This is a genomic window from Persicitalea jodogahamensis, assembly GCF_014651615.1.
Lineage (GTDB): Bacteria > Bacteroidota > Bacteroidia > Cytophagales > Spirosomataceae > Persicitalea > Persicitalea jodogahamensis.
Genome location: NZ_BMXF01000002.1, coordinates 141660 through 165816, shown reverse-complemented (window position 1 = coordinate 165816; position 24157 = coordinate 141660). Strand labels below are relative to the sequence as shown.

Here is a 24157-nt window from a genome sequence, read left to right as displayed (position 1 = left end):
ACCACGGAGAAAAGATTTTATTTTGCGGGTCAAATTTGAAAATGTACTATGTCAGTAATTAACAAGATTAGAGAAAAGTCCGGTTGGGCCGTGGGGTTCATCGGTGTCAGTATTACCCTTTTCGTACTGGGTGACCTCTTCGGCAACAACACGCTTTTCGGGGGGGGCAATAACCAGACCCTCGGCGAAATTGACGGGAAGGAGATTAATATTCAGGATTTTCAGGCCAGAATGGACGTGATGCGCCAAAACTACGAAGCCCAGACAGGCCGCGCAGCGGGCGAACAAGAGCTGACTGCTCTGCGCGAGCAGGCCTGGAACCAGATGATTATCGACATTGCCTACAAAAAGCAATACGACAAACTGGGCCTGACTGTCACCGACGAGGAAAAGACCGATATGGTGCAGGGCAATAACATCAGCCCCGCCATTCAGCAGGCCTTCGCCAACCCCACCACGGGCGCTTTTGATAAGAGTGCCGTTGTCAACTACCTCAAAAACCTGAAAACGCTTCCCCTGCCGCAGCAGCAGTCGTGGGCTGACTTCGAGAAAAATCTTTACGCGGATCGCCTCCGTCAGAAGTACGAGGGCATCATCCAGATGTCTTCATACGTGACCAAGGCCGAGGCTGAGAAGGAGTACATGGCTCAGAACACCAAAGCCAATCTGCGTTACCTGTACGTGCCATTCTACTCTGTGCCGGACACAACCATTAAAGTGACTGATTCGCAGCTGTCTTCGTACCTCAAAGATCATAAGGATGAGTACAAGGGCATGGACACACGTACGATCCAGTACGTGACTTTCCCTGTGGTACCCAATACTGAGGATAGTGCGACCCTTAACACGGAGATCAAAAATCTGGCTCGTGGCCTGGCTTCGGCAGCCAATGACTCAGCCTATGCCCGCATGAACTCGGACATCGCAGTGCCAACGACCATGTCCTACGCCAACATGAGCGACCAGTTGAAGGAAGCTGTTACGACCTTTGTACCGGGCGGAGTTTACGGACCTTACCGTGAGGGTGACACCTACTTTATCTATAAATACGGCGGCACGCGGAAGGACTCACTATCAACGGTGCGCGCCAGCCACATTTTGATCAGTTTCGAAAACCCCTCCGATTCGGCCAAAGCTGTTGCTCGGCAAAAAGCGGAGGGCATCCTGAACCAGCTTCGTGGTGGAGCCAGTTTTGAGGCTCTGGCCGCCACCAACAGCACCGACCAGGGTTCGGCCCAACGGGGCGGTGACCTGGGTTATTTCCAGAATAACGGCGGTATGGTGAAGCCCTTCGAGGATGCGGTTTTCTCTCATAGTGGAACCGGATTAATCCCTCGCCTGGTAGAAAGCCAGTTTGGCTACCATATCATCAAGGTGACTGACGCCAAGTCTAACACGCTCTATCGTCTGGCGACGATTGCCAAAACCATTGCACCTAGCCAGGCTACCCGCGATGACGCCTATCGCAAGGCTGACCAGTTTGCCGCTTCGGTTGATAACAAAGAAGAATTCGACGAGGCTGTGGCTAAGGACAAGTCGCTGGTGATTGCTACCGCAACGCGCATTCCCGAAAATGCCAACAATGTCAACGCGATCCAGAACGCCCGCGAAATCGTGCGTTGGGCTTTCAATGACAAAACGGGTCTTAACAAGGTTTCGCAGGTATTCGAGACGGACGATCAGTACGTTGTAGCCGTGCTCACCGGAAAAACGGACGCCGACGATGTGAAAGTGGACGACTTCCGCGACGAACTAACCGCCAAAGTGCGCAACCAGCTCAAAGCAGAGCAGATTATTAGCAAACTGGGCACTGTAAGCGACCTGGAAGCTGCCGCCAAGAAGTACGGCGCCGGTGCGCTGGTAGAAACGGCCGACGACATCACGCTGGCAACGGGCTTGTTGAGCTCGGCTGGCTTTGATCCTTACGCCTTGGGCAAAGGGTTCGGCTCGAAGAAGGGCCAGAAAACTAAGCCTTTCGCCGGAGAAAACGGGGTATTCGTGATGGAGCAACTCAGCAAAACGCCTGCTCCGCAAATCGCCGACTACACACCTTACAAATCGCAAATTCAGCAAAATATCGAAAGCCGCGCCAGCTTTCTGCTGAACGAAGCCGTGCGCGACAATGCGAACATTGTCGATCGCCGCGCCAAGTTTTTTTAGTAGATAACCAGTCAAAAATACTTTTCTAAAAAAGGCCGGAGCCAACAACGCCCCGGCCTTTTTCTATAAAGTGAAGGGTAGATTTATTATAAAATGTCATCTTTACACTTTAAAAGTCATCTCATAATTTATTTCTCATAACCTACATTCAAAATGGATATTCTCTTAGGAGACCGCGAATACTTTAAAGGTGTCGGACAAATCAAATACGAAGGTCCCGAAACCGACAACCCGTTAGCTTTCCGCTGGTATGACGAAAACCGCGTGGTAGGCGGAAAAACCATGAAAGAACACCTGCGCTTTGCGGTGGCGTACTGGCACACATTCTGCGGCTCGGGTCTTGATCCCTTTGGCGGGCAAACATTATTTTATCCGTGGGATGAAAAAAGCGACCCCGTTGCACGGGCCAAGGATAAGGCCGACGCCGCTTTTGAATTCATTACCAAAATCGGTGCTCCCTACTACTGCTTTCACGATCTGGACGTAGTAGACTACGCCGATGACGTGCGCGAAAACGAGGGGCGAATTAAAACCCTTACCGACTACCTCAAACAAAAGCAAGCCGATAGCGGAGCAAAACTCCTCTGGGGAACAGCTAACCTGTTCAGCCATCACCGTTATATGAATGGGGCTTCCACCAATCCTGATTTCGCAGTGGCTACCCACGCTGGGGCTCAGATCAAGATGGCGCTGGATGCCACCATCGCCCTGGGTGGCGAGAACTATGTGTTCTGGGGTGGCCGCGAAGGCTACATGACGCTGCTCAATACCGACATGAAGCGCGAGCAGGAACATTTTGCCCAAATGCTGAAACTGGCCGTGGCTTACGCCCGCCAGAATGGCTTCCAGGGCAAATTCTTCATTGAGCCTAAGCCCTGCGAGCCTACGAAACACCAGTATGACTACGATGCCGCCACGGTCATTGGATTCCTGCGGCAGCATGATCTGCTGGACGATTTCTCGCTGAACCTGGAAGTGAACCACGCCACGCTGGCCGGCCATACTTTCCAGCACGAGCTGCAAGTGGCCGCCGACGCGGGACTGCTTGGCTCCATCGATGCCAACCGGGGCGACTACCAGAACGGCTGGGACACGGACCAATTCCCCAACGACCTCATGGAGTGGACGCAAGCTATGCTCATCATCCTCGACGCGGGTGGACTGGCTGGCGGCGGCATCAATTTCGACGCCAAGCGCCGTCGTAACTCTACCGATGTGGAAGATATTTTCCACGCTCACATCGGCGGCATGGATGTCGTGGCCCGGGCCCTGCTCGTTGCTGACAAGATCATCCAAAATGGCGAGTACCACAAAATTCGTAAAGATCGCTACGCCAGCTTTGACGGTGGCAAGGGGGCAGCCTTTGAAAAAGGCGACCTCAGCCTGGAAGATCTCTTCCAACTGGCCGCCGAAAACGGCGAACCCGCAACTACCTCCGGTCGCCAGGAATACCTGGAAAATCTGATTAATAAGTTTATCTAAGAGTCAGGCCGTTAGATTTATAAGAAAACAAGATAATAGTGGATAGTGCCGGTTTGGCATTATCCACTGTTCATCATCCATTATTCATTAATTAAATGAGTCTTCTCACAGTAGGATCCGTGGCGTTCGACGCCCTTGAAACGCCTTTTGGCAAAACGGATAAAATCATCGGCGGTGCCGCTACGTACATCACGCTGGCAGCTTCGTATTTTACCAAAAAAAATAATCTTGTGGCCGTCGTCGGCGGCGATTTTCCTCAGGAAATGATCGACGTTCTGGTGTCGCATGGCATTGATACCGAGGGATTACAGATTAAGCAGGAGGGCAAAACCTTCTTCTGGTCGGGCAAGTACCATGAGGATATGAACAGCCGTGACACGGTGGACGTGCAACTCAACGTCATGGGCGATTTCGATCCCGTCATTCCTGCTTCGTACCAGGGTTGCGAGTACCTGATGCTCGGTAACACCGCTCCAGCAGTCCAAAAGTTGGTACTCGAACGCATGGAAAAGCGACCCAAACTGGTGATGCTCGACACCATGAATTTCTGGATGGACATTGCCATGCCCGACCTGGAAGCCGTGCTGCCACTCATTGATCTGCTCACGATCAACGACGAAGAGGCGCGACAACTTTCGGGCGAGTATTCACTGCGCAAAGCGGCGAAAGTGATCATGGCGAAAGGCCCAAAAACGCTGGTCATCAAGAAAGGCGAACACGGCGCATTGCTGTTTCAGGACGATCGCATTTTCTTCGCCCCGGCTCTGCCGCTGGAAGAGGTCTTCGATCCCACGGGAGCAGGTGACACCTTTGCGGGTGGCTTCATCGGCTACCTCGCCCAGACCGACGACATCTCGTTTGATAACATGAAACGGGCCATCATTTATGGCTCGGCGATGGCGTCATTCTGCGTCGAGAAGTTTGGTAGCGAGCGGCTGGTCAATCTTACGCAGGAAGAAATCAACCGAAGAGTAATGGAATTTGTGCAGTTGGCGAGTTTCGAGATTCGTTAATTACTGCCCTCGCTATTAAGTGCGATAAAATTTGTAAGCCGTCCTGATACTATTCGGGGCGGCTTTTTCTTTGTTCAGTTTTTAAGAAAACAGGGCAATCCGGGTCGTGCGCGTCGGGAAGATAGCCGGTACTTAGTAAAAATGAGCCCACGATTTCTCCGCCCACAAAACGGAAGTTTTTCCTGAACAGCTTCACCCAGTCTGCTTTGGTCAGCGGAGCCTGTTTATCCAGCCAGGTTTTGAAAGTACCAAACTCTTCCTTCAATTCAAGAATGCGCCGGGCATTAAAAACGGCAGCATTGATTTTGAGGCGATTCCGGATAATGCCCGCGTCGCCAAGTAGCCGTTGGACATCCTCCTCGCCGTAGTTAGCGACTTTTTCGATGGAAAAATTATCGTAGGCCAGGCGAAAATTCTCCTGCTTGCGCAGCATCAGGGTCCAGCTCAGCCCTGCCTGATTGATTTCCAAAAGGAGGCGACCAAACAACGCATCGTCGTCTTCCAGCGGAAATCCGTACTCGTGATCGTGATACTGTTTGTGCAGTAGTGCGTCCGTCGTTCCAGCCGAATTGTTATTGACAAAATCGCAGTAGGTCATGGCATTTTGCAGAAAAGCACTGTTCGTGCAAGCCAGTTTTTACTTCTTTCTTCGCTTCAACTTCCGCTTCACCCAGGGATACGCCATGTACACTACCTCTGTTGCCCCTATGCCCACGCCCGCGCCAAAAAGTACATCGGACAGCCAATGGCGATTATTGATGATGCGCAATGCGCCCACTCCTGAGGCCACAGAGTACCCGCCCACACTATACCAAACGCTCCGGTGGCCATATTCCTTATGCAGCAGTGTGGCCGAGGTGAACGCCCCGGTGGTGTGGCCCGAAGGGAAAGCATCGTAGGTGGTGCCATCAGGCCGGGGGTACTTTGCAATCAGCTTGATCGTTTGGGTGACGCCTTGCGAGGCTAATCCCGAAATGATCGCCAGCACTATCTGCTCGCCCAGCGGATGCCTGCCCTCCACACCCGCCACACTTAGGCCCAAACCCAGGGCAACCGGGGCGAACAGTAGATAATCGTCGGCGTTGGTGCGATAGCCGGGATAACGGCTTTCCACTCGCCGATTCAATTGCCGACTGATCTTGCCTTGCACCAGCAATCCGCTTACGGCCAGTCCCGCCGGAACAATAAGTGGCCTGACCCGGAAAGGCTCCGGCGCGAGGGTATCGCTTACTACGATTCCAACCGTCGAAGTACCTGGCAAATGCATGGCATCCCAAGTAAAATTCCCGGTAATAGTTTGTCCCTGAACTTGGAAAGTACCACTCCATACCAATAGCAAGAAAACCTTTATCCGCTTTTTCATTCTTCCGTTACCTTTTCAATTATTGCGTTTAAAGGAATCCAACCATGCCCGCACATTCTCGAACATTTCCTTCCGATTCTGCACGAACCATTCATTGGTGGGTGCATGGACATGACTCAGTCCCCCCCGATGTTTGCGATACACTCCCATAACCTCCGGCAGGTAGCCAATGTTGCCGCGCGCGGCCAGCTGCAGTACCAGTGCCCAGTCTCCGGCGGCGGCCTCAGCGTGCCAGTTGGCAAAATCCTCGGTCAGGAAGTAGTTGCGGTAGAGCAGGCTGGCCGTGGCCAGAAACCAACGGTCAGCCAGCAAATCATCAATGGTCGAGATGGCTTTCTGGTCGGGGGCATTGAAAAAATGTTCGGGTGAGCCGTCCTCGTAGGTCACGCGGACGTTATGATGACAGATGACGAAATCGGGATGAGCGTCCAGGAAATCGACCTGTTTCTGCAACTTATGCGGATCGGTCCAGTAGTCATCGCCTTCGCAAAGAGCAACGTACTCCCCCCGGCAGGCTTTGAGCAGGAACAAAACATTGTTGCGGCCCGCAAATTCGCGTGGTTCCTTCGGCCCCAGATTTTCGGGGTGCAGGTACGCTCTGATTTGATCAGGGTACTTTTCAGCGTAGGCGCGGATGATCGCCGGAGAACGATCCCTGGAACCGTCGTCACCGACGACAATTTCGTACGGAAAGGTAGTCTGTTGCGTCAATGCTCCATCCAACATCTGCGCGATATAGGATTCGTGCTGGTAAGTGGGCACACACACCGAAACCTTCATCATGATGTCTGGCGGAAGCGATGCGGCAGCAAAGCGAAGAAGCTGTAAACGCGCATCATCCACTTGGGGATAAGGTAGTCACGACATATTTCTTTCGCCTCTGTTGGATCGGGTTGCCGAAAACGCAAATACTTCACCGCCAAGGCTGCCCGCCGGAAATAGCTTCGTGAATACTGCCGGGCATCAAGCATCATCCGGTAGTAGCGGGCGATGTTAAGTCGCAGGGAGGAATTGTACCGACGTTCCGTTTCACCGTTGATGCCCTCGTACATCATGATGCGGTTGCGCAGGAAACGAGCGTCGCGGTAGTGATCTTTGAAGCTGGCGCCCGCTTTGTTTTTACGGTACACCGACATCGTGCCCGGTACGTAGCCGATCGGCCCGTGTTTAGCCAAAATAACGTAGCGCGGAATATCCCCGCTCGTCGATTTCAAAAACCATTCGGGATAGTGCACCAGACCATTTTTGAACATGACGGCCGAGGTCGCCATGAACCAAATCTCATCCTCGCCGATGAGGTCGTCCATGCCGATGACCATTTTCTGGTCGGCGGCATTCACTTCCTGAGCGGGAGAACCATCCTCGTAGGTAATGAGGGCATTGTGGAAACAGGCCGAGAAATCGGGATGGCTTTCCATGAAATCCACCTGTTTCTGCAGTTTGTCGGGACTGGTCCAGTAATCGTCGCCGTCGAGCGGGGCGATGTACTTTCCCTGGGCGAGTTTGAGCGTTTCAATGGTATTGAAAAGTCCATTCTGGCCCAGATTCTTTTTATGCAGAACGGGTTTTACTAAATCAGGAAAGCGTTTCTGGTAATCAAGAATCACTTCCCGCGTCCCGTCGGTGGAGAAATCATCACCCACCAGAATTTCGTACGCAAAATCAGTCTGCTGATTGAGCGCACTCTCGATGGCCTGCCCGATAAAGGCCACCTGATTGTAGGTGAGAATGGTTACGCTTACTTTCAATCGTGAATCAGTAAATGATTGAGTGATCACTTCCTCATAATTCATATCTACTTGTAAACCTCTTTAAGCTGCTCAACGGTCGGAAAATTGGGAGTGACCAGGTCGGGTTCGGGCTTGTAGAGGTAGGCCATCGGATAGCCACGCTCGATGAAGGTTGGCTCGGCGAGATTGTTGTAGCGCAATTGCACTGACCATCGGATGTTATTCGTCACGTTGTTGCCCGACTGGTGCACCAGGAATGAAGAGAAAACGAGCATATCCCCCACCTGAAACTCGGTCTGCACAAAATCTTCAACCTTCAGGGCCGCAGTGATCCCCCCTTGGTAACCGGAGGTACTTGCTTCCATTAGGCCGGTCGTGTGGCTGCCGGGAATAACCTGCAAGGCCCCGATGTCGGTGCCAGCGTCCACCATTGGAAACCAGATAACCGTGCTATCGAGTGAGCCCTGCCCGGTACGCCAATCCTGGTGCGCATCGAGTTTCCAGTGCTTGCTACCGCCTTTTGACAGGAAACGGCTATTGAACTGCATCGCGGGACGCGCTCCGATCACGGGTTTCTCGATCCCCAGATCCTTCAACACTTTTTCAATTTTGTCGCTCACCGCCAGCCGATGCAGGCTAAATGTATGCTGTACGGTTTTGCCCGTGTTGACAAAGGCATCGAAGTCTTTCTCAAAAAACTCGAACATGGCGTTTTCGAAAGCGTCGCGGTCGTCAATGTCTACCGTCCGGCCCGTTACGCGTTTGATCTGCTCGGAAAATATTTCACGTGCTTCCCGATAAATTTCTGAAACGGTATTTTTATCCAAAAATCCGCGCAGCAGCACGTAACCGTCTTTATTCAGTTGTTCTCTCTCTTTTGTCATAATGTTATCATGTGTGTATAAATCAACGCAATTATCACGCCTGAGTCTAAATGACCAAACGTATAACCTGGACTAATTCATATTTTTTTTTGAGTGAATGGCGTAAGGAGTTGAATCGTTTAGAGTCTGGTCGGTAAACCTGGTTCGTGGCTGGTCACTTTACGCTTGTCTGGTTCGACATCTCAACTTCCCCCAGAACTTTGTCGCTTTCCACCGGACTACTCTTCCCAAACTGCATAGGCAAAACCCGCCGCCCCAAAGCCATTGCCATTGTAGAGCAGGTACTTTTTGCCCTTATGTTCATAGCGGTGAGCGTAATTGATCATTTGATAATCAAAGTCCTCCGGATTTTCCGATTTGGCAATACCTACCAACTCATCCTTCCGGTCCCAGTGAGTTCCATCTTTCGACTCCGCGTAACCCAATCGGTAACTTTGGTTACGATCGGTACGATAGTCGCGGGTGTGGCGGTAGGAGTAATACATTTTATAAAGCCCGTCCTCTTTGAATACACTGGGCCGGCCCACAGCGTGGAGGAAATCGTCGAACTCAAGAGTCGGAACATCGCTGATTTCCCAGTGGATACCATCTTTCGAAATGGCCGATTGTCCCCGGTAAAATGGCTCGGGATAGCCGTGGATATATTCGCACTTGTGGCCCGAAATGTACCACATCCGCCAGGTGCCATCCTCGTCGATCAGTACCGAAGGCTGCGCCGCCCAGAGCGGATTCTCAATACTGCGATCCATGATGGGCCCTCGGAACATCTTCTTGAAAGTCAGGCCACCATCGTGACTCACCGATAAGCCCATCGAAAGCCGGTAGGAGTTCCAGGTACGGTTCCATCCCGTGTAATACAGCCAGATATCACCATTGGGCCGATTCACAAACCAGGCGGGCATGGCCCCCGTTTCGTCGTACTCGCCCGGTCCGCCAAGTTCCAGTACGGGCTTATCGTGGATGTAGAGAATTTTCGACGGATCATCATAATCTACGTCGATAAACGTAGGCCGCGACTGCCCCTGCGCATCACGAGAGGAAAAATATATCCGTAAAAAGTCGTCGTGCTTGTAGGCAAACGGCACCTGCGCGTGCGACACGCTGTGCGGCATTGTGCCGTCGGGTTTGTATACTACTCCTTTCTTAATCCACATAGGTCAATTTTGAATTTTGAATGATAGAAGGACGGGGCAGCTCGTGCGGTGAATATTGCTTTTGCCCGCTCTGACCTATTCACTCATTCTCTGATTCACTCATTGTATCATTGGCTTTCTCCGCCCTTAGCCGCCAGTTATCTACAAAATCCTTGCCGGGGATAGGCAGATCTATATCGATTTCGGGGGCATTTTCTCTTACGGTGTATTCCATCACGTAGAAAGCGTTGCCGAAAATGTAGTGCAACTTGAAATTTTCGACGTTAGCCGGGACGTCTTCCATCGGCACCTCAGCCCGAAAAAGTGGATTGGCTTTCAGGAGGGTTTGGTAGGTGGGTTGGCTGCGCATCCAGGGAGCAATGCTTTCGTCACCTACCACGACTTTTCCGCCGGGACGTACCACCCGGGTAAGTTCGTCGAAGGCTTTTTTGCGTTCAGAAAAAGTATTGATCCCGCCAAAGTGAAACACGGCATCGAAAGTGTCATCCTTGAAGGGCAGGTACGAGCCATTCCCCAAGAAGTAATGCACATTCACCTCAGCGGTGTTCAGCTTGTCCTGCGCCAGTTTCAACATATTGGGCGACAGATCGGACAGCACGGCCGTACCGCCGGGTTTAACTTTTTCAAGAATCAGGGCTGAATCTTTCCCCGTGCCGGCACCTACTTCCAGGGCCGTCATACCGGGTTTCAGATCCATCAGGCTGATCATAAACTGACGCGTGGCGGCTTCGTCGGAATGGTCCAGGGTCTCGAACACCCAGGAAACGCCCCGATCGTAACGCAGGAAAGCCTGGTCGTATAGGTATTGCTCGTGGGCATCTCCCGGCAGCAGTTCCTTGGGGTAGAGCATATTGACGATCCCCGTATCGCCTACTTCGTAGGTTACGCCATCCTGACTGGTCAGGCTTTTGCCATCATCGGCAATGGTCAGGGCGGTATGGGTAGTGGGGCAGACGAGGGCGTCCAGAAATTCGGGATGGGTCATACGGGCGATGAATTAACGGCTCATTTATCGCGCAAAATTAGTCATTTTCCGGGAAGTGCACTCAGATTTGCCGAGCTTCTTGTCGAGCCGCAGCGGGATGGCCGATAACCTTTCGCCCGGGATACCCGTTTCAGAAAATAATGAAGGCAGTGTTTTTGAGTAACACCGTCTCTACGTATTCACCTATTCAGAAGTCAGGTACCTATGGCCCGCCGGTTGCTAAAATATAAAAATTACGACATCCACTCCATCACTACCGCCACCCCGGACGGACGCCGGAACGCCAACATCGCGATGTGGATCACCCAGACAGCGATGGGAGGCAAGATGCTCTGTGTGGCGCTGGATAAGACGGATTACACACTGGAATTGGTGAAGGAAAGCGGTATTCTTAACGTGAATTTGTTGGCCGAGGAGCAAACCAAACTAATTGCCCGGCTAGGCCGCAAAAGTGGCCGGGATACGGATAAGTTCAAAAACCTTGCGTGCGAAACAGACGAGCGCGGATGCCCCTACCTCACCGAAGCCGTGGGGTATGTGCAATGCCAGGTGACCGGCTCCGCCGACAGCGGCGATCACGAGGTAGTTGTCTGTGAAGTGTTGAAGCAGACTGTGCTGCACCCTGAGAAAAAGGTGATGACCCACCACTTTTTACGGGAAAAGGGTTTGGTGAGAGGATGAGAAAACGGGTCCCCTGCCCGCTTATTTTTCTTGTCCGATGACTTCTAAAATCTCATCCAGATAGACGCGGTCGTTGCTTAACCGGGGTACTTTGTTTTGACCGCCAAGCTTGTGCCTCCGGCCCATCCAGGCGTAGAAAGTACCCTGAGGCACGATGTGAACCAAGGGTTTGAGTAAGGCCATGTCCTGAAAGCGCTTGGCATCATAGTCGGAATTTACCCGCCGCAGGGTTTTATCCAACAGGTCCATAAACTTGGCGTGGTCGCTGGGTTCCTGCGAAAACTCGATGATCCATTCGTGGCGTCCCTTGGAGCCGTCTCCCATGTATACGGGTCCGGCGGTGAAGTCACTCACCACGGCTCCGGTCTGGGCGCTGGCCTCCGTGATGGCAGCTTCGGCGTTCTCCACGACCAGTTCCTCACCGAAGGCATTGATAAAGTGCTTGGTGCGACCGCTGATCTTAAGATGAAAGGGGTACCTGGACGTAAACTTGACGGTATCGCCGATTTGGTAGCGCCACAGTCCGCTGTTGGTGGACATGATGAGGGCGTAACTTTTGTCGAGTTCCACTTCGTCGAGCGTCAGGGTACGCGGGTGATCTTTTCCGATTTCTTCCAACGGCATGAATTCGTAGAATATGCCGTAGTCGAGCATCAGCAGCATCTCGCCCGGCTTGGCCAGGTCGTCCTGCAAGGCGATGAAGCCCTCAGAAGCATTGTAGGTTTCGAGGTAGTAGGGATGCGGGGAAGGAAAATATTTTTTGGTGAAAAGCTCGCGGTAAGGATGAAACGCCACCGCTCCGTGGACGAAAACCTCGAAATCGGGCCACACTTCAAGCATCGATTTCGCTCCCTGCTCCTCCATGATACGATCCAGCAGCACAATGGTCCAGGTCGGAACGCCCAGTATACTCGTGACATTCTCCTGGGCGCATATTTCGGCCATTTTAGCCAGCTTCTCTTCCCAATTATCCAGGAGGGCCACTTCCAGCGGCGGCGTCCGGATGAGCTGTCCCCAGGCGGGCAGGTTTTGCATGATCACCCCCGAGACATCACCCGCCTGCGTCTGCGGGTTGTAGGGGTTAGGTCCAATGGTACCGCCAATGGACAACCCTTTACCGCTAAAAACATTGGTGTCAGGTTTGTTGGCCACGAGCAGCGTCATCATGTCCTTGCCGCCCATGTAATGGCACTCTTCCAGCGACTCGGGGGTGACGGGGATGTACTTGCTGCGGGCATTGGTGGTGCCCGATGATTTGGAAAAATGTTCTACCGGCGACGGCCACAGCACGTTTGGTTCTCCTTTTAAAACCCGCTCGATATAGGGGAACAATGTTTCGTAAGTTGAAACCGGTACCTGCTCCCGGAATTCCTGCACCGTTTTGATCTGGCCATAATTGTACCGCATTCCCCATTCGGTGTAGCGGGCGGTGGCAATCAGTTCCTGAAAAACCCGCTCCTGGGTCTCGATGGGATGTGCCATGAATTCCTGGATACGCGGCAAACGTCGCTTCATAAACCAGACAATCATGTCGTTGACCATTTCCATATTTTTTGAGGGGATTATGTGCGGAGAAGGACTGCTTCCGTGCCGATTCGGTGTATGCAGGTAGCGCGATGAATGGTAGTTCGGCTGATCAAACTTAGGGATTAAATCACCAGAAAAAGAAATGGCAATGCAAAACTACCCCTATCCGGTTCTGATTTTGAGACACCCCGGGAAAGTAAAGCCAAAATGTTCGCTGATATAATCAAAACCGAATCCCCATGGGTACTTGTGACGAGATTTGCGCGCTGAATCAGAACGGACGTCCGCCGTCTTCATTTCAACTCCAAATACCGATCCGGATAGTCGGTGATCAGCCCGTCCACCCCCATTGCTTTCACCTCACGCATGGCGGCAGGGTCGTTGACCGTCCAGGGGATTACCTGCATGCCTTTTTGGTGGAGTTGAGCTACCTTTTCCTGGGAGAGCAATTTGTAGTAAGGGCTGTAAATGGCGGGCGTAAAGCCCAGATCATCGAGGTTTCGTTCTATCCCTTTCAGGTTGGAGACCAGCGCGGCCAGCTTCACCTTTTGGTACTTTCCGGTTTCCATCTGCTTCTGCCAGTACTTCAAGACTTCGAAATCGAAGCTTTGCAGCGTCACCCGTTCCAGCGGGACATTTTCTTTGATGATTTTATATACCAATTCCGAGAAAGCGGCGGGCTGCGGCTGTGACTTATCGTACTCTGATGCTTCGCTTTTAATCTCGATGTTGTACGCTACGGGCGGACGGTTATGAGTCCGGCAGTAGGCTTCCGCATTTTTTAGTACTTCGCTCAATAATGGCTTGTAGGTTTTGAGCTTTTGCTGTTCAGGAAAATCAGCATTTCCCTTCGAGCCAGTGTCGTACTTTTTAATCTGGGCGTATGTCAGTGTGTAAAGGTTATCGTTTTTTCCCTTCTCGATGGATGAGCCGTTCGGGTCGAGGGCATAACTATTCAGGAAATACGGCTCGTGCGAAACTACCACCTGGCGGTCCTTAGAAATGACCACGTCCATTTCCAGCGTCGTGACGCCCAGCTCCAGTGCCTTTTCAAAGGCAGGCCAAGAATTTTCAGGCATCAGCCCCCGACAGCCGCGGTGGCCCTGCAGATCGAAGGTTTGGGCTTTTGCGGAAGCACAAAGCCACAAAGTGGCAAAGGCACACAGTGACAGGGTATGGGATAGCAAGGGGGTAGAAATAAGTTTCATTTTCAGTCGTAAAAATCAGATACCTTCAACAGTCAATATTCCTGAGGACCAGCCTCTTCGTGTCATCAAAACTACCATTGCGGACAATCGGCGCAGGAGTAAGTGCCGTTAATATTGAGCTATGCAAAGTCAATGATTGCGGACACAGCAATCGTTGGTAGTTTTGAACAAAACTACGCCTAAAATTTCAATCCTTGCCTCCACCCGCTCTTATCACACATTGAATTTTTGCTTTCTCACAGAAGTCGAATCCAGGGAATTTACTCTCTTAAAAAAATGAGTATTTTTACCGGAAAGGTACTTCCCAGACTTCATTCAACCGAACCGATCCCATGAAACACATCTTCACTCATCTTGCCAAAATGAAGTCTGCTGTCAGATCAAGCCTCGGCAAAGTCAGCCACTACCCTACCGCTTTGGTACTTTTAGGCTTTGCCACCTTGTGCCTCTCCCCCGCCCTCGCCCAGCAAACCCAAAAACCCCCGCTGCACGGTAAACACTGGATGGCTATCACGGGCAAACCGCTGGCCGCTACCGCCGGGGCCGCCACTTTCCAGAAGGGCGGCAATGCCGTGGACGCGGCCTGCGCCATGCTGGCGGCCACCTGCACCATGTGGGACGTGCTGAGCTGGGGCGGAGAAACCCAGGCTTTGATCTACAACCCTAAAACCAAAAAAGTAATCGCCATCAACGCGATGGGCGTAGCCCCTGCGGGTGCGACGCCGGAGTTTTTCAAAGGCAAAGGCTACAACTTCCCGCCCGAATACGGCCCGCTGGCGGCCACCACGCCCGGCACACCCGGCGGTCTGCTGCACATGCTCGCCAACTACGGTACCCTGAGTCTGGAACAAGTACTGGGTCCCGCCATAGAAATGGCGGCGGGCTATCCCATCGACGCCCAAACGGCCAACAGCATCGAGCGCGGCAAGGAGCAGATCAAGCAGTGGCCTTACAGCAAGAAGGTATTCCTGACGCATCCCGGCGAGAAACGCGAAGCCCCCGAGGCGGGCGAGATTTTTGTGCAGAAAGACCTGTTGCAAACCCTAACCAAATTGGTGGAAGCCGAGAAAACGGCCATAAAACAGGGTAAAAGTCGTAAGGACGCGATCATGGCCGCCTACGACCGTTTTTATAAGGGTGATATTGCCCGGGAAATCGTGCGGGGCAGTCAGGAGCAGGGCGGTTTGTTCACGATGGAGGATTTGGCAAAATGGAAACCGCTGGAAGAAACACCGTTATCGGTCGATTACAAAGGCATCGAGGTTTATAAGATGCAGCAGTGGACGCAGGGGCCGGTGCTGTTGCAAGCCCTGAATATCCTGGAAAACTTCGACCTGAAACCGATGGGCTACAACAGTGCAAAGTACATCCATACGGTGTATCAGGCGATGAACCTGGCTTTTGCCGACCGGGACTTTTACTACGGTGATTCCTATGCCCCACCCGCCGAGCCGATGGAAGGCCTGCTGAGTAAGCAATACGCCAAGCAACGCGCTTCGGTCATTCAATACGACAAAAACGACCCCAACATCGGGCCGGGCGACCCCTACCCTTTTGAAGGTAAAAAGAACCCCTACCTGGATCTGCTGAAAGCCCGGGGCTACGAGATGGACACCAGCCAAAGGAACTTCGCCCCGACGCACGACCTGCGCAACGGCTCCTCGATGGTCGACTACCAGGATCGCCTTTGGCGCGGCACCACAACCGTGGAGGCAGCCGACGAAGAAGGCTGGGTAGTTTCGATTACCCCGAGCGGCGGCTGGATTCCGGCCTGCATTGCGGGCAATACGGGCGTAGGCATGAGCCAGCGGATGCAGAGTTTTGTGTTGGACGCCTCCCTCAATCCCTACAACGTGGTGGAACCCGGCAAGCGCCCCCGCGTGACGCTGACGCCCTCGCTGGCTTTGAAAGGTGGCAAGCCGTTCGTTTCATTCGCCGTGCAGGGCGGCGATACGCAGGATCAGAACCTGCTGCAATTTTTTCTCAATATGGTGGAGTTCGGGATGACGGTGCAGCAGGCGACCGAAGCGGCCAATTTCAACTCCAATCAGCTTTGGCTGTCGCTGGGAGGCACCAAAACCGAAGACCGGCAACCCAAGCCCGGCCAGCTGCTGCTAAATGAAAGTACCCCCGAAAAAGTCCGTGACGAACTCAAAAAGCTGGGCTATACCCTCACCTTCTACGACCGCACCAGCGGCCCGATCAACGCCATATACTTCGATTGGGAGCACGGTAGCCTATGGGGCGGGTCGAGTAACCACGGGGAGGATTACGGAATCGGATGGTGAAGTAAATCGCAACGGGCACCGACCGGAAGCTTCGTCAGGTTGATAATACAGCGGCCTGGTGATAAGGTAGTTGAATAATAAACTCGGTCCCCTGCCCTTCGTGCGTTTTTACGCTCAGCTCCCCGCCATGCCCTTTGACTACGATGTCATAACTTAACGATAGGCCCAGCCCGGTACCTTGTCCGGCTGGCTTGGTGGTAAAAAATGGATTGAAGATTTTGCTCAACACTTTTTCCGGGATCCCCGTCCCGTTGTCTTTGACCGAAATCTCAACCTTACCATCCATCCGTCTGGTACTGACTACCACCGATGGTTTGTAGGTTTTGTCGGCTTGCTTCTTTTTTTCAGTGACGGAGTAGAAAGCATTGTTACACAGGTTCAGCAGTACCCTAGACAGATCTTCCGGGGCAGCCTCCACCTGCCCGATAGCCTCATCAAGATCAGTTTTGTAATCAGCCACGAAAGAGGTGTCCTTGGCGCGTAACCCGTGGTAGCTCAGCCGCAGGTACTCCTCCGCCAGGGCATTCAGGTCGATCGGCTTTTTTTCGCCCGTGCTGCTGCGCGAATGCTGCAGCATTCCCTTTACGATGGCATCCGCCCGCTTGCCGTGCGAACCGATTTTTTCTGCCATGACCTTTATATCGTTCGCAATTGCGGTGGCTTCTTCCACATCTCCCTTTTCCAGCTCTTCCAGCATTTCGTCGATGAGATTCTGGTTGACCGACGAAAAATTATTGACAAAATTCAGAGGATTCTGGATTTCGTGGGCGATACCCGCCGTAAGTTCACCCAGCGAGGCCATTTTCTCTTTCTGGATAAGTTGATTTTGAGTGGCGTTCAACTCCAAGACTGTGTTATGCAGGGCATCGTTGGTAGTGGCCAGCGACTGATTCGCCTCTTTCAACTTTTGGGTAGTTCTCGAAAGGTAATCGACCATGATATTGAACGATTTTCCGAGGTCACCGATCTCGTCATTCGACTTACAGTCCACCCTGGGGGTAAAATCCCCCTGACTTACCCGGATGGCCGCCGAACGCAAATCCATGACGGGCCCCGAGATATTTCGGGCCAGCACAAAACCCAGCACGATCCCTATGCCCAGCACCAGGCCGCTCACCAGCAGAGAAACTACCCTGATGCGCTGCTTGCCAATATTGATGGCTTCCGTGGAGAAGCCGATAAGCACTGCCCCGGAAATGACCGGCGTCTCGAACGACGACCGCTTGACGATGGATGAATCGTTGGACACGGCCCCCAGGTTTATCTCCTTATTGGCGGGAAATGCTTTGAAAAGCTTGTCTTCCAACACAAAGGAAGTATGTGCCTCATTCCAGACCGTGTCTACTTGAAGAAGATAGACAAACTCAAGACGAGGATCGTTCTTGACGAATTCCATGGCCATCTGTACGCCCTCAAAGTTCTGCTCCGTCATCCCGATTTTTACGCCCAGCGAAACCGTATTGGCCAGGTTCTGGATTTCCGTATTATAATTATCGTACAGCAGTTTTGCTTGCTGATCGGGAAAATAATAAAGCGTAAAAAACGAGAACATCAGCACCACCGCGGCCACCGTCAGCCAAATCTTGGATTTTAGGTTAAGTACCATTTCCATGCTCTTGGAGTTTATGAATGTCAGTAACGCAGGGGCTGAAACGAGAAGAAGGATTTATATCGATTTCTTACCATCGACCGAAACGGTTTTGATATCGGAGTTTTCAACTCTTTCGTCAAGAATGCCCACCGCCCCCGGATTCTGCGCGACAAAATTCTGCAGGTCAGTAGGGGAATTGAAGTAGTAAGGCGCCGAAACCCTGCCCTGGAAAACGAGGGCCAGCCAGTACTTATTCATCTGGTCGGGCTTCATACCGTACACCTTGTTGCACACCGTTAGCCCCAGCTTGGTATTGGTTTTCATCAGGGCAATCATCACTTTGTTTCCCGTATCCCATCTTTGCTTCTCTCCCAGAAATACCGATTTGAGTTCCTTGAACGAGAGTTCGGTAGGTGCGCCTTCCTGATTGGCAATAACCGAGAGGCTTTCCTGTGCGTAAACCTGCATGACGGCCAGCACGGCTATACACGACAGCACGAGCCTGGGTATGCTATATTTAAGGTAGTTCTTTTTGCTATTTTTCATGTCAGAATCCGATTGCGAACTGAGTGGTGATCATGTTTACAGAAGGCTGCTGCCCAGTGCGTCTGTTTTGGAATTCTATCTTGGCTGTAGCGAGGTAGTTGATCTGGTATCTCAACCCTGCCTGGTAAGCAATCGTGTTCCCGACAGATTCGACACCGCCGTGCTCGTGGTCATGCTCGTGGTCGGAGTAGGATAAGTGATCGACCCGGACGTAAGGCGTCACTTTGTCCGTCAGCTTGTAGCCCAGGTACGCATAGGAAAAAAAGGACTGCTGCTTGCCGGTGGAATCGGAGTTTGTCAGAGCCAAAGTACTTTCTGCCAGCAATTCGAGCTTTTCGCCGAAATTGGCCACCGACAACGTGACCAGCTGCTCATCCAGCCTCGACGATATGCTGGGTGGTCCGCCGGTGTGACTGTGCAATTCTATTCCGCCAGGTATTCTGTCGTAATAATACGAGAGTCCGATCCGCAGGGCATCCCGCGGTTTGATATGAATCGCGGCCGTGACCGATTTGCCTTTATCCAGGTCGAGGACGTCTGTCGATCCGATGCCGTTGCCGATCATGAGGTCGTAGCCAAACCGGAGCGGCCCGAGATTGAGCCCCTGAAAACTGATGCCCGTGGTATGCAGGGGAAATAACTCGCTGGAAAAAATCAGCGGACGCCCGACCGTGGGAAAGAAGACCCGGCCATGGTGGTAGGTATCGTTCCAATAGTTGATAGGCGTGTGGTGCTTGCCGATCAGGATATTATGATTCCCCTTGTAATTGTATTTCAGGATTATTCTTTCAATGCTTACCGAAAACTGCGTTTCAGATTCGGGATCGAATTTAAAAACAGTTTCCCCCAGAAAAGACAATCTGTCGTTCAGGTCTGAGGTAATAAACAGATCCTGTTCGCCCAGTCCAAAAGAAACCTTATCGTTGCTGTAGGTAGCCGACACGTCCACAAATCCTCTGATTTGCGTGTTGTTCTGGGCGAAGATTTGGGCGTTGGTCAACGCCAGGAGGACAATCGGGAGGATCCGAAGCCCCGGTTTTATAATGTGGTTCATGAAAAATAACGTTGAGTAAATAATATAGGCACATAGTATGAAGAATTCGGCGCGGAATGTAGACTCTCAGTTTGCTCCGAAGGCGGGCCGTAGTGAGAAATCCAGGGCTTAAAGGTACACCTTAGAGGCCTGAATATCAAAGAATCGTAGCATTCAATTAGTGAACGGTGCTGCATCCGCAGCAAACCATTCACCCCCTTATTCCACCCCTTGGGCCGTTCATTTTGGCCCTTGATGCCAGGGGGGGGCGCATCGGCGCAGCGGGCGGGCCAGGCTCGATGGCAAGCCCGCGCCAAAAGCCCTTTTTACCGCTGATTTTCTTTTCAATGAAATCGCCACTACCTGCCTGAGGCCGCAACTCTGAATAATGTGGCTCTTGGAATCGGCTTTGTTGTGTATAATTTGATACTAAAACTGGACTTTTTCAACAAAAGTGGGTACTGAAATCATCAGCAAAAGTGGGTAGTTTGGCGACAAAAACAGGATCATTCGTCCGGCATTATTATTTATAGCAATCGGTAATTGTCTTAAATGGGAAAAACCTTTTAGCTCCCTGAATCCGTAAGCTCATGATCCAGCAAAGTCTATCCGATATTTCTGAATTCGATTGGCATAGTCCAAAGCCCGATCGACCCAATCCCGCGGCTCAGATTGTATTCGCCATCCCGGTGAAAGACGAGGAGGAATCAATTTCGGCTTGCATTCAAGCCCTGGAAAATCAGTATAACTCCAAAGGAAAGCGTATCCCATGGTCGGAGTACGAAGCCCTCATCCTAGTCAACAACACGACGGACGCTACCATTCAGCAAGCCATGAAGGCAAGGCGGCACCCCGGGATTCATATCGCTTCGGTACAGTTGTCCCCCCAGCACGCGCATATCGGCTGGGCCAGACGCACAGCCATGGAGTGGTGCAGCGAGCGCCTCAGGCAGGGACGCCAGGCAAGGGGCTTGATTGTTTCGACCGATGCCGACAGCCAGATCGCCCCCGATTTCATTTACGAACTTCGCCGGAGTTTCATTGATCCGGAGGTCGACGCAGTGGGGGCCAGCCTGCAGGTGGAGGATGGGCCTTCGGACCGCCTGTTCGATTCACTTCACAGTTATTTCACCCTGGAAAGACAATTACGCCTCTTTGCGCAGGAAAATGCCACCTTCGACCTGATGCACACGCATTTCTCAGGAGCAGGATTTGCGGTGCGCCAGTGCGTGTATGAAGAGGTTGGCGGGCTAACGCCTTTCCCATACAATGAAGACAAACACTTTTACCATAAGCTCGTCCAACGCGACGCCCGTATCCGGATGTGCGATCGCCTGATGGTGTACACCTCTGGTCGCCTGTCGGGCCGCACTGAGTGGGGCATGGCCGCGCAATTCAGCCATTGGCAGAAAGCGGAGGAGAGCGGGGAGCCGATATTCGTCTCCTCAGCCCAGTCGCAATGGATCTACTTCCAATTGCAGATGGCGCTGTATGCTTTCTGGTTGGCGAGGACGGAGGAAAAACTTGCAACGGTGTGTCATTACCTGCAAGTATGCCAGATTTTTAATCCAATGGAATTCCTGGCCAAAATAGAGATTCCCTCGTACTTCGGCCAGTATTGGTGCTGCGTGTGGGAACACCCCAAACTCGTGGAGGGCCGCCAGCGCACGTTTCCCAACGTGACGGTAAACGACAGCCTGGCCGGGTTCGGCGAATTGCTGGCCGGGCTTGACAACAAGCTGGCTCGACGTGCCTGATTACGGGCAAACTACCTGTTCAACTTACGGAATACATCGAGCCGGTAGGTCGTTTCCCGGTTGCTTTCAAGGTGCCGGAGGGAATCGTTTTGCTGCGAAAAGCGGATAAACCGTTCGTGCACCTCGTCACCCGTAAGGGGGTAGTCTTCCACAAAGGGCGTCCAGTGCACCAGTACCAAATCGCCCCCGGGTTCCAGCATCTTCATCACCTCGTCACGCGCCCGGTCGAATTCTTCGTCACCCCAGTAGTAGGCCACTTCCGATAGAAGTACCAGATCGAAAGTACCTGTGGGTACCTGACTGGGAAACTGCATATGCTGAAAATCAATGTTTGCTTTGTCCCCATTGCGATACCGGGCTTTTTCCAGCGCTTTTGTACTTACATCCACGGACAGCAGGTTATCCACGCGGGCAGCCAGCATACCCGACAAAACCCCGATGGAACAGCCCGGCTCGAAGGCCGCGCGATAGTGCGGGCGGGGTAAGTGCATCAGCGTATCAAGGTACTTGTGCAGCTCATACTCACGACTGGCAAAGCCCCAGGGGTCGTCGGATTTGGCGTAGATTTCTTCAAAATATTCGGGTGGTAGGGATTCATTTTTCATGGGTACGGTAGTAAAATTCAATGGGTGTGAGAAAATGCGCCAACACATGGGGTTGCAGGCAGAATGCGTCGGGATCGTCGTGAATGACCTGTCCCAATTGGGAGGCATGGCACTCGATGGCTTCTTTCTTTTTTATCAAAAAATTTTCTGCCACTTCAAAAACAGAAACCTGGACCTCACCCGGATGCGGAGCATCCCCCTCGCTGGCGAGTTCATAGAGCCAGATTGGGTATTCGTACAAAGTACCCGTCCAGCGGGTTTGTGAAATAACTTCCCGAATCAGGGCCGTGGTGGCCTTATGATCGCAGTGCGGGTCACGCCGCCAGGGCGTAAAAACTGTTTGGGGATTCAGCTTTTGAAAAAGGGCACTGACCTGCGACACCGTCCTGTCAAAGTCTTCGGTATCCGGCAGCGGCACCCGTGTGTCAGGAAGCTGAAAGAAATGTAGCATTCCTTCCTGAACTCCTAAATGCACACAGGCTTGACGAAACTCGGCTTCCCGGACTTCCTGCCGTTTCATGGCAGGATAAGCGATGGAATTCGGATGCGACATCGTCCCGTCGCTAATCAGCCACACATGTACGGGTACTTCGGCGGCACACAGGGCGGCGATGAGTCCGCCGCAACCCAGGCTCTCGTCGTCGGCGTGGGGCGCCAGAATCAGCACCGGACTGCCCATGTTCTCGATGGTCAGTTTCCTGATTTTCTGGGAGGAACCTTTATTCATTGTCCAGGTGATTATTCCAAAGTTGGGGTAAAGACTGCCGGGCATTGCCCACGTATCGACCCACCGCAGCCAGAGCTCCATCGGGATTGGGCTGGCAAAGGTACGTCTGCAAATCGCGGAGGATACGCTCGATGGGATTGGGTTTCATACAGCCCTGCACGCCTACGGAAGACAGCGTAAGCTGGATAACTTCCTGACAAATACCTGTAATAGCCGTCCGGACCATGTTGGCGTACTCCATGACTTGCTCCGTGGAATTGTAGGCATAAAGTGCGTTCCCGGCGGCTCCACCTAGCCATTGGTTGCCGCCTTCTACGGCGATAGCTAACTGCCCCAACCGGTGCAACTGGTAGGGATGATCCACGCGATCGCGCCGCTGCAACTGGCGGCGGGTGTGTTCAAACAAAGCCTCCGCGCCACCCAGATGCACCGCCGCGAAGCGCACCGCCCCGCCGCTGAAAGCAGGTTGAAGATGGTAGTCGTCGGGCTGTCCCAGCAGATCGGATTTACTCAGCTGAATCCCCGAGAAATCGACCTTGTAGCTAGCCGAAGCCTCCATGCCCATCGGATTCCAGAAACTACGGTCGATGCGCTCCGCCGCCACCTTTACCAGCGGCACCACCACCATCTGCCAGCCCAGATTATCATCGCCTTGCAATAGATGACCCGTAATGATCATTTGGTCCACTTCGCCGGCTCCCGAGGAGAAAGTCTTGCTTCCTTCCAACTCATAGCTACCATCCGCTAACTGGTGCACCCGAATCCCGTCCTGAAATTCCGTATTCCATATTCCAAAGAGGTGCCGGGCTTCCGTGGCCAGGTTCATCCAGTATTCCTTCTGCCCGGTGGTGCCGTACAGACCGATAAGATGAAGCGCATTGACGTGGCCTTCGTAAATCCGCCCGGCGGGCAAGCTACCTCTACCGATGGCTTTGAGCAATTGTAGCTGGCGAAGAAACGTCAAACGGGCTTCTGCGAACCCAGACGCCTGCATGGGGTCGTATTCGGGCAGGGTGGGCAGGGCCAGCAACCCTTCTTCACGGATGATTGAAAAAGTGGTGTGCGGAAAATCGGTATCGTTCGGGTGAGGGGTGAAATTGTCCAACCGGGAAACCAACTTTTCTACATCAGTTAGGGTCATGGTAGTGGCAAGCATACTGGATACAAAATGATGGACTATATGGCGACCATACCTATCAATCTTGTGCCAACCTGATTGCCGGGAACAGAAGGCAAATATTGGCCATCGACGGGTTCACAAAATCAAGGGTAAAACATTTATCCGCTCGTTCTCAAAATTTGACTATCCAGCTATTCTGTATTTATTGTAGGGTGACAAATAGCCAAACTGTATAGAATTTTCCTCAGCTTTTTTTCATAGATTTCAACCCCGAAATTTTTCATTCATCCTCCCCTCGCCCCG

At 52.5% G+C, this 24157-nt stretch carries 21 protein-coding genes; 6 read left to right on the top strand and 15 right to left on the bottom strand.

All coding sequences use genetic code 11. The features are described 5' to 3' along the window. Positions 1–48 precede the first annotated feature (48 nt). The 3 genes from IE117_RS10785 to IE117_RS10775 all read left to right on the top strand — a co-directional run bounded on the left by IE117_RS10785 (position 49) and on the right by IE117_RS10775 (position 4655). A complete protein-coding gene (locus IE117_RS10785; protein ID WP_189564435.1) occupies positions 49–2160 on the top strand; it encodes a peptidylprolyl isomerase in 2112 nt (703 codons plus the stop codon). Positions 2161–2313: 153 nt separating this feature from the next. Then, positions 2314–3642, top strand: coding sequence for a xylose isomerase (gene xylA / locus IE117_RS10780; RefSeq protein WP_189564434.1), 1329 nt, complete (start codon positions 2314–2316; stop codon positions 3640–3642). Positions 3643–3737: 95 nt separating this feature from the next. Next, positions 3738–4655, top strand: coding sequence for a PfkB family carbohydrate kinase (locus IE117_RS10775; protein ID WP_189564433.1), 918 nt, complete (start codon positions 3738–3740; stop codon positions 4653–4655). Positions 4656–4704: 49 nt separating this feature from the next. Here the strand turns inward: IE117_RS10775 and IE117_RS10770 are convergent, their stop codons facing one another. From IE117_RS10770 to IE117_RS10740, 7 genes are all read right to left on the bottom strand, one after another. After that, positions 4705–5253 (bottom strand): DNA-3-methyladenine glycosylase I, encoded by a 549-nt coding sequence (locus tag IE117_RS10770; protein WP_189564432.1) that lies wholly within the window; start codon positions 5251–5253, stop codon positions 4705–4707. Positions 5254–5292: 39 nt separating this feature from the next. After that, the gene (locus tag IE117_RS10765) at positions 5293–6018 is read right to left on the bottom strand and encodes a phosphatase PAP2 family protein (protein ID WP_189564431.1); all 726 of its coding nucleotides are present in this window, start codon (positions 6016–6018) and stop codon (positions 5293–5295) included. 15 nt (positions 6019–6033) lie between these two features. Further along, positions 6034–6801: a glycosyltransferase family 2 protein gene (locus IE117_RS10760; protein ID WP_229580725.1), complete on the bottom strand. Its 768-nt coding sequence runs from the start codon at positions 6799–6801 to the stop codon at positions 6034–6036. Beyond that, a complete protein-coding gene (locus IE117_RS10755) occupies positions 6798–7766 on the bottom strand; it encodes a glycosyltransferase family 2 protein (protein ID WP_229580723.1) in 969 nt (322 codons plus the stop codon). Before IE117_RS10755 ends, IE117_RS10760 begins: the two co-directional genes overlap by 4 nt. Positions 7767–7813: 47 nt before the next feature. Continuing rightward, positions 7814–8632, bottom strand: coding sequence for a phytanoyl-CoA dioxygenase family protein (locus IE117_RS10750; RefSeq protein ID WP_189564429.1), 819 nt, complete (start codon positions 8630–8632; stop codon positions 7814–7816). 218 nt (positions 8633–8850) lie between these two features. After that, entirely contained in the window at positions 8851–9786 is a 936-nt protein-coding gene (locus tag IE117_RS10745; RefSeq protein ID WP_189564428.1) for a glycoside hydrolase family protein, read from the bottom strand. Between the two features lie 79 nt (positions 9787–9865). Then, positions 9866–10771 (bottom strand): class I SAM-dependent methyltransferase, encoded by a 906-nt coding sequence (locus IE117_RS10740; protein WP_189564427.1) that lies wholly within the window; start codon positions 10769–10771, stop codon positions 9866–9868. Between the two features lie 204 nt (positions 10772–10975). On the opposite strand from IE117_RS10740, the gene IE117_RS10735 reads away from it, so the two are divergent. Continuing rightward, positions 10976–11452 carry a flavin reductase family protein gene (locus tag IE117_RS10735; protein ID WP_189564426.1) on the top strand — a complete coding sequence of 159 codons (477 nt, stop codon included), beginning with the start codon at positions 10976–10978 and terminating at the stop codon, positions 11450–11452. Between the two features lie 21 nt (positions 11453–11473). On the opposite strand, the gene IE117_RS10730 is transcribed toward IE117_RS10735, so the two are convergent. Continuing rightward, positions 11474–13000, bottom strand: coding sequence for a GH3 auxin-responsive promoter family protein (locus tag IE117_RS10730; protein ID WP_189564425.1), 1527 nt, complete (start codon positions 12998–13000; stop codon positions 11474–11476). Between the two features lie 272 nt (positions 13001–13272). Continuing rightward, positions 13273–14187, bottom strand: coding sequence for a glycerophosphodiester phosphodiesterase family protein (locus tag IE117_RS10725; RefSeq protein WP_189564424.1), 915 nt, complete (start codon positions 14185–14187; stop codon positions 13273–13275). Positions 14188–14690: 503 nt separating this feature from the next. Here IE117_RS10725 and IE117_RS10720 point away from each other — a divergent pair. Further along, a complete protein-coding gene (locus tag IE117_RS10720) occupies positions 14691–16475 on the top strand; it encodes a gamma-glutamyltransferase family protein (protein WP_189565333.1) in 1785 nt (594 codons plus the stop codon). 34 nt (positions 16476–16509) lie between these two features. Here the strand turns inward: IE117_RS10720 and IE117_RS10715 are convergent, their stop codons facing one another. The 3 genes from IE117_RS10715 to IE117_RS10705 are packed head-to-tail and all read right to left on the bottom strand — an operon-like array spanning position 16510 to position 19666. Further along, on the bottom strand, positions 16510–18081 hold the full coding sequence (locus IE117_RS10715; RefSeq protein WP_229580720.1) for a HAMP domain-containing sensor histidine kinase: 1572 nt from the start codon (positions 18079–18081) through the stop codon (positions 16510–16512). Between the two features lie 60 nt (positions 18082–18141). After that, on the bottom strand, positions 18142–18612 hold the full coding sequence (locus IE117_RS10710) for a hypothetical protein (RefSeq protein ID WP_189564423.1): 471 nt from the start codon (positions 18610–18612) through the stop codon (positions 18142–18144). Position 18613: 1 nt separating this feature from the next. Further along, positions 18614–19666: a hypothetical protein gene (locus tag IE117_RS10705; protein WP_189564422.1), complete on the bottom strand. Its 1053-nt coding sequence runs from the start codon at positions 19664–19666 to the stop codon at positions 18614–18616. Between the two features lie 569 nt (positions 19667–20235). On the opposite strand from IE117_RS10705, the gene IE117_RS10700 reads away from it, so the two are divergent. Continuing rightward, positions 20236–21402 (top strand): glycosyltransferase family 2 protein, encoded by a 1167-nt coding sequence (locus tag IE117_RS10700; RefSeq protein WP_189564421.1) that lies wholly within the window; start codon positions 20236–20238, stop codon positions 21400–21402. 11 nt (positions 21403–21413) lie between these two features. Here the strand turns inward: IE117_RS10700 and IE117_RS10695 are convergent, their stop codons facing one another. From IE117_RS10695 to IE117_RS10685, 3 genes are read right to left on the bottom strand one after another with little or no spacing between them, the layout of a single operon-like run. Continuing rightward, positions 21414–22007 (bottom strand): class I SAM-dependent DNA methyltransferase, encoded by a 594-nt coding sequence (locus tag IE117_RS10695; protein ID WP_189564420.1) that lies wholly within the window; start codon positions 22005–22007, stop codon positions 21414–21416. Then, the gene (locus IE117_RS10690; RefSeq protein ID WP_189564419.1) at positions 21997–22734 is read right to left on the bottom strand and encodes a PIG-L deacetylase family protein; all 738 of its coding nucleotides are present in this window, start codon (positions 22732–22734) and stop codon (positions 21997–21999) included. The genes IE117_RS10695 and IE117_RS10690 overlap by 11 nt, the downstream gene beginning before the upstream one ends. Continuing rightward, a complete protein-coding gene (locus tag IE117_RS10685; RefSeq protein WP_189564418.1) occupies positions 22727–23890 on the bottom strand; it encodes an acyl-CoA dehydrogenase family protein in 1164 nt (387 codons plus the stop codon). Before IE117_RS10685 ends, IE117_RS10690 begins: the two co-directional genes overlap by 8 nt. Positions 23891–24157 lie beyond the last annotated feature (267 nt).

Excerpts from the sequence above, each read along its gene's own strand:
- IE117_RS10690 (WP_189564419.1), bottom strand. The coding sequence starts at position 22,734 with ATGAATAAAGGTTCCTCCCAGAAAATCAGGAAACTGACCATCGAGAAC.
- IE117_RS10770 (WP_189564432.1), bottom strand. The coding sequence starts at position 5,253 with ATGACCTACTGCGATTTTGTCAATAACAATTCGGCTGGAACGACGGAC.
- xylA (WP_189564434.1), top strand. The coding sequence starts at position 2,314 with ATGGATATTCTCTTAGGAGACCGCGAATACTTTAAAGGTGTCGGACAA.
- IE117_RS10735 (WP_189564426.1), top strand. The coding sequence starts at position 10,976 with ATGGCCCGCCGGTTGCTAAAATATAAAAATTACGACATCCACTCCATC.
- IE117_RS10740 (WP_189564427.1), bottom strand. The coding sequence starts at position 10,771 with ATGACCCATCCCGAATTTCTGGACGCCCTCGTCTGCCCCACTACCCAT.
- IE117_RS10750 (WP_189564429.1), bottom strand. The coding sequence starts at position 8,632 with ATGACAAAAGAGAGAGAACAACTGAATAAAGACGGTTACGTGCTGCTG.
- IE117_RS10715 (WP_229580720.1), bottom strand. The coding sequence starts at position 18,081 with ATGGTACTTAACCTAAAATCCAAGATTTGGCTGACGGTGGCCGCGGTG.
- IE117_RS10705 (WP_189564422.1), bottom strand. The coding sequence starts at position 19,666 with ATGAACCACATTATAAAACCGGGGCTTCGGATCCTCCCGATTGTCCTC.
- IE117_RS10775 (WP_189564433.1), top strand. The coding sequence starts at position 3,738 with ATGAGTCTTCTCACAGTAGGATCCGTGGCGTTCGACGCCCTTGAAACG.
- IE117_RS10720 (WP_189565333.1), top strand. The coding sequence starts at position 14,691 with ATGGCTATCACGGGCAAACCGCTGGCCGCTACCGCCGGGGCCGCCACT.
- IE117_RS10685 (WP_189564418.1), bottom strand. The coding sequence starts at position 23,890 with ATGCTTGCCACTACCATGACCCTAACTGATGTAGAAAAGTTGGTTTCC.
- IE117_RS10760 (WP_229580725.1), bottom strand. The coding sequence starts at position 6,801 with ATGATGAAGGTTTCGGTGTGTGTGCCCACTTACCAGCACGAATCCTAT.
- IE117_RS10695 (WP_189564420.1), bottom strand. The coding sequence starts at position 22,007 with ATGAAAAATGAATCCCTACCACCCGAATATTTTGAAGAAATCTACGCC.
- IE117_RS10730 (WP_189564425.1), bottom strand. The coding sequence starts at position 13,000 with ATGGAAATGGTCAACGACATGATTGTCTGGTTTATGAAGCGACGTTTG.
- IE117_RS10710 (WP_189564423.1), bottom strand. The coding sequence starts at position 18,612 with ATGAAAAATAGCAAAAAGAACTACCTTAAATATAGCATACCCAGGCTC.
- IE117_RS10725 (WP_189564424.1), bottom strand. The coding sequence starts at position 14,187 with ATGAAACTTATTTCTACCCCCTTGCTATCCCATACCCTGTCACTGTGT.
- IE117_RS10700 (WP_189564421.1), top strand. The coding sequence starts at position 20,236 with ATGATCCAGCAAAGTCTATCCGATATTTCTGAATTCGATTGGCATAGT.
- IE117_RS10785 (WP_189564435.1), top strand. The coding sequence starts at position 49 with ATGTCAGTAATTAACAAGATTAGAGAAAAGTCCGGTTGGGCCGTGGGG.
- IE117_RS10745 (WP_189564428.1), bottom strand. The coding sequence starts at position 9,786 with ATGTGGATTAAGAAAGGAGTAGTATACAAACCCGACGGCACAATGCCG.
- IE117_RS10765 (WP_189564431.1), bottom strand. The coding sequence starts at position 6,018 with ATGAAAAAGCGGATAAAGGTTTTCTTGCTATTGGTATGGAGTGGTACT.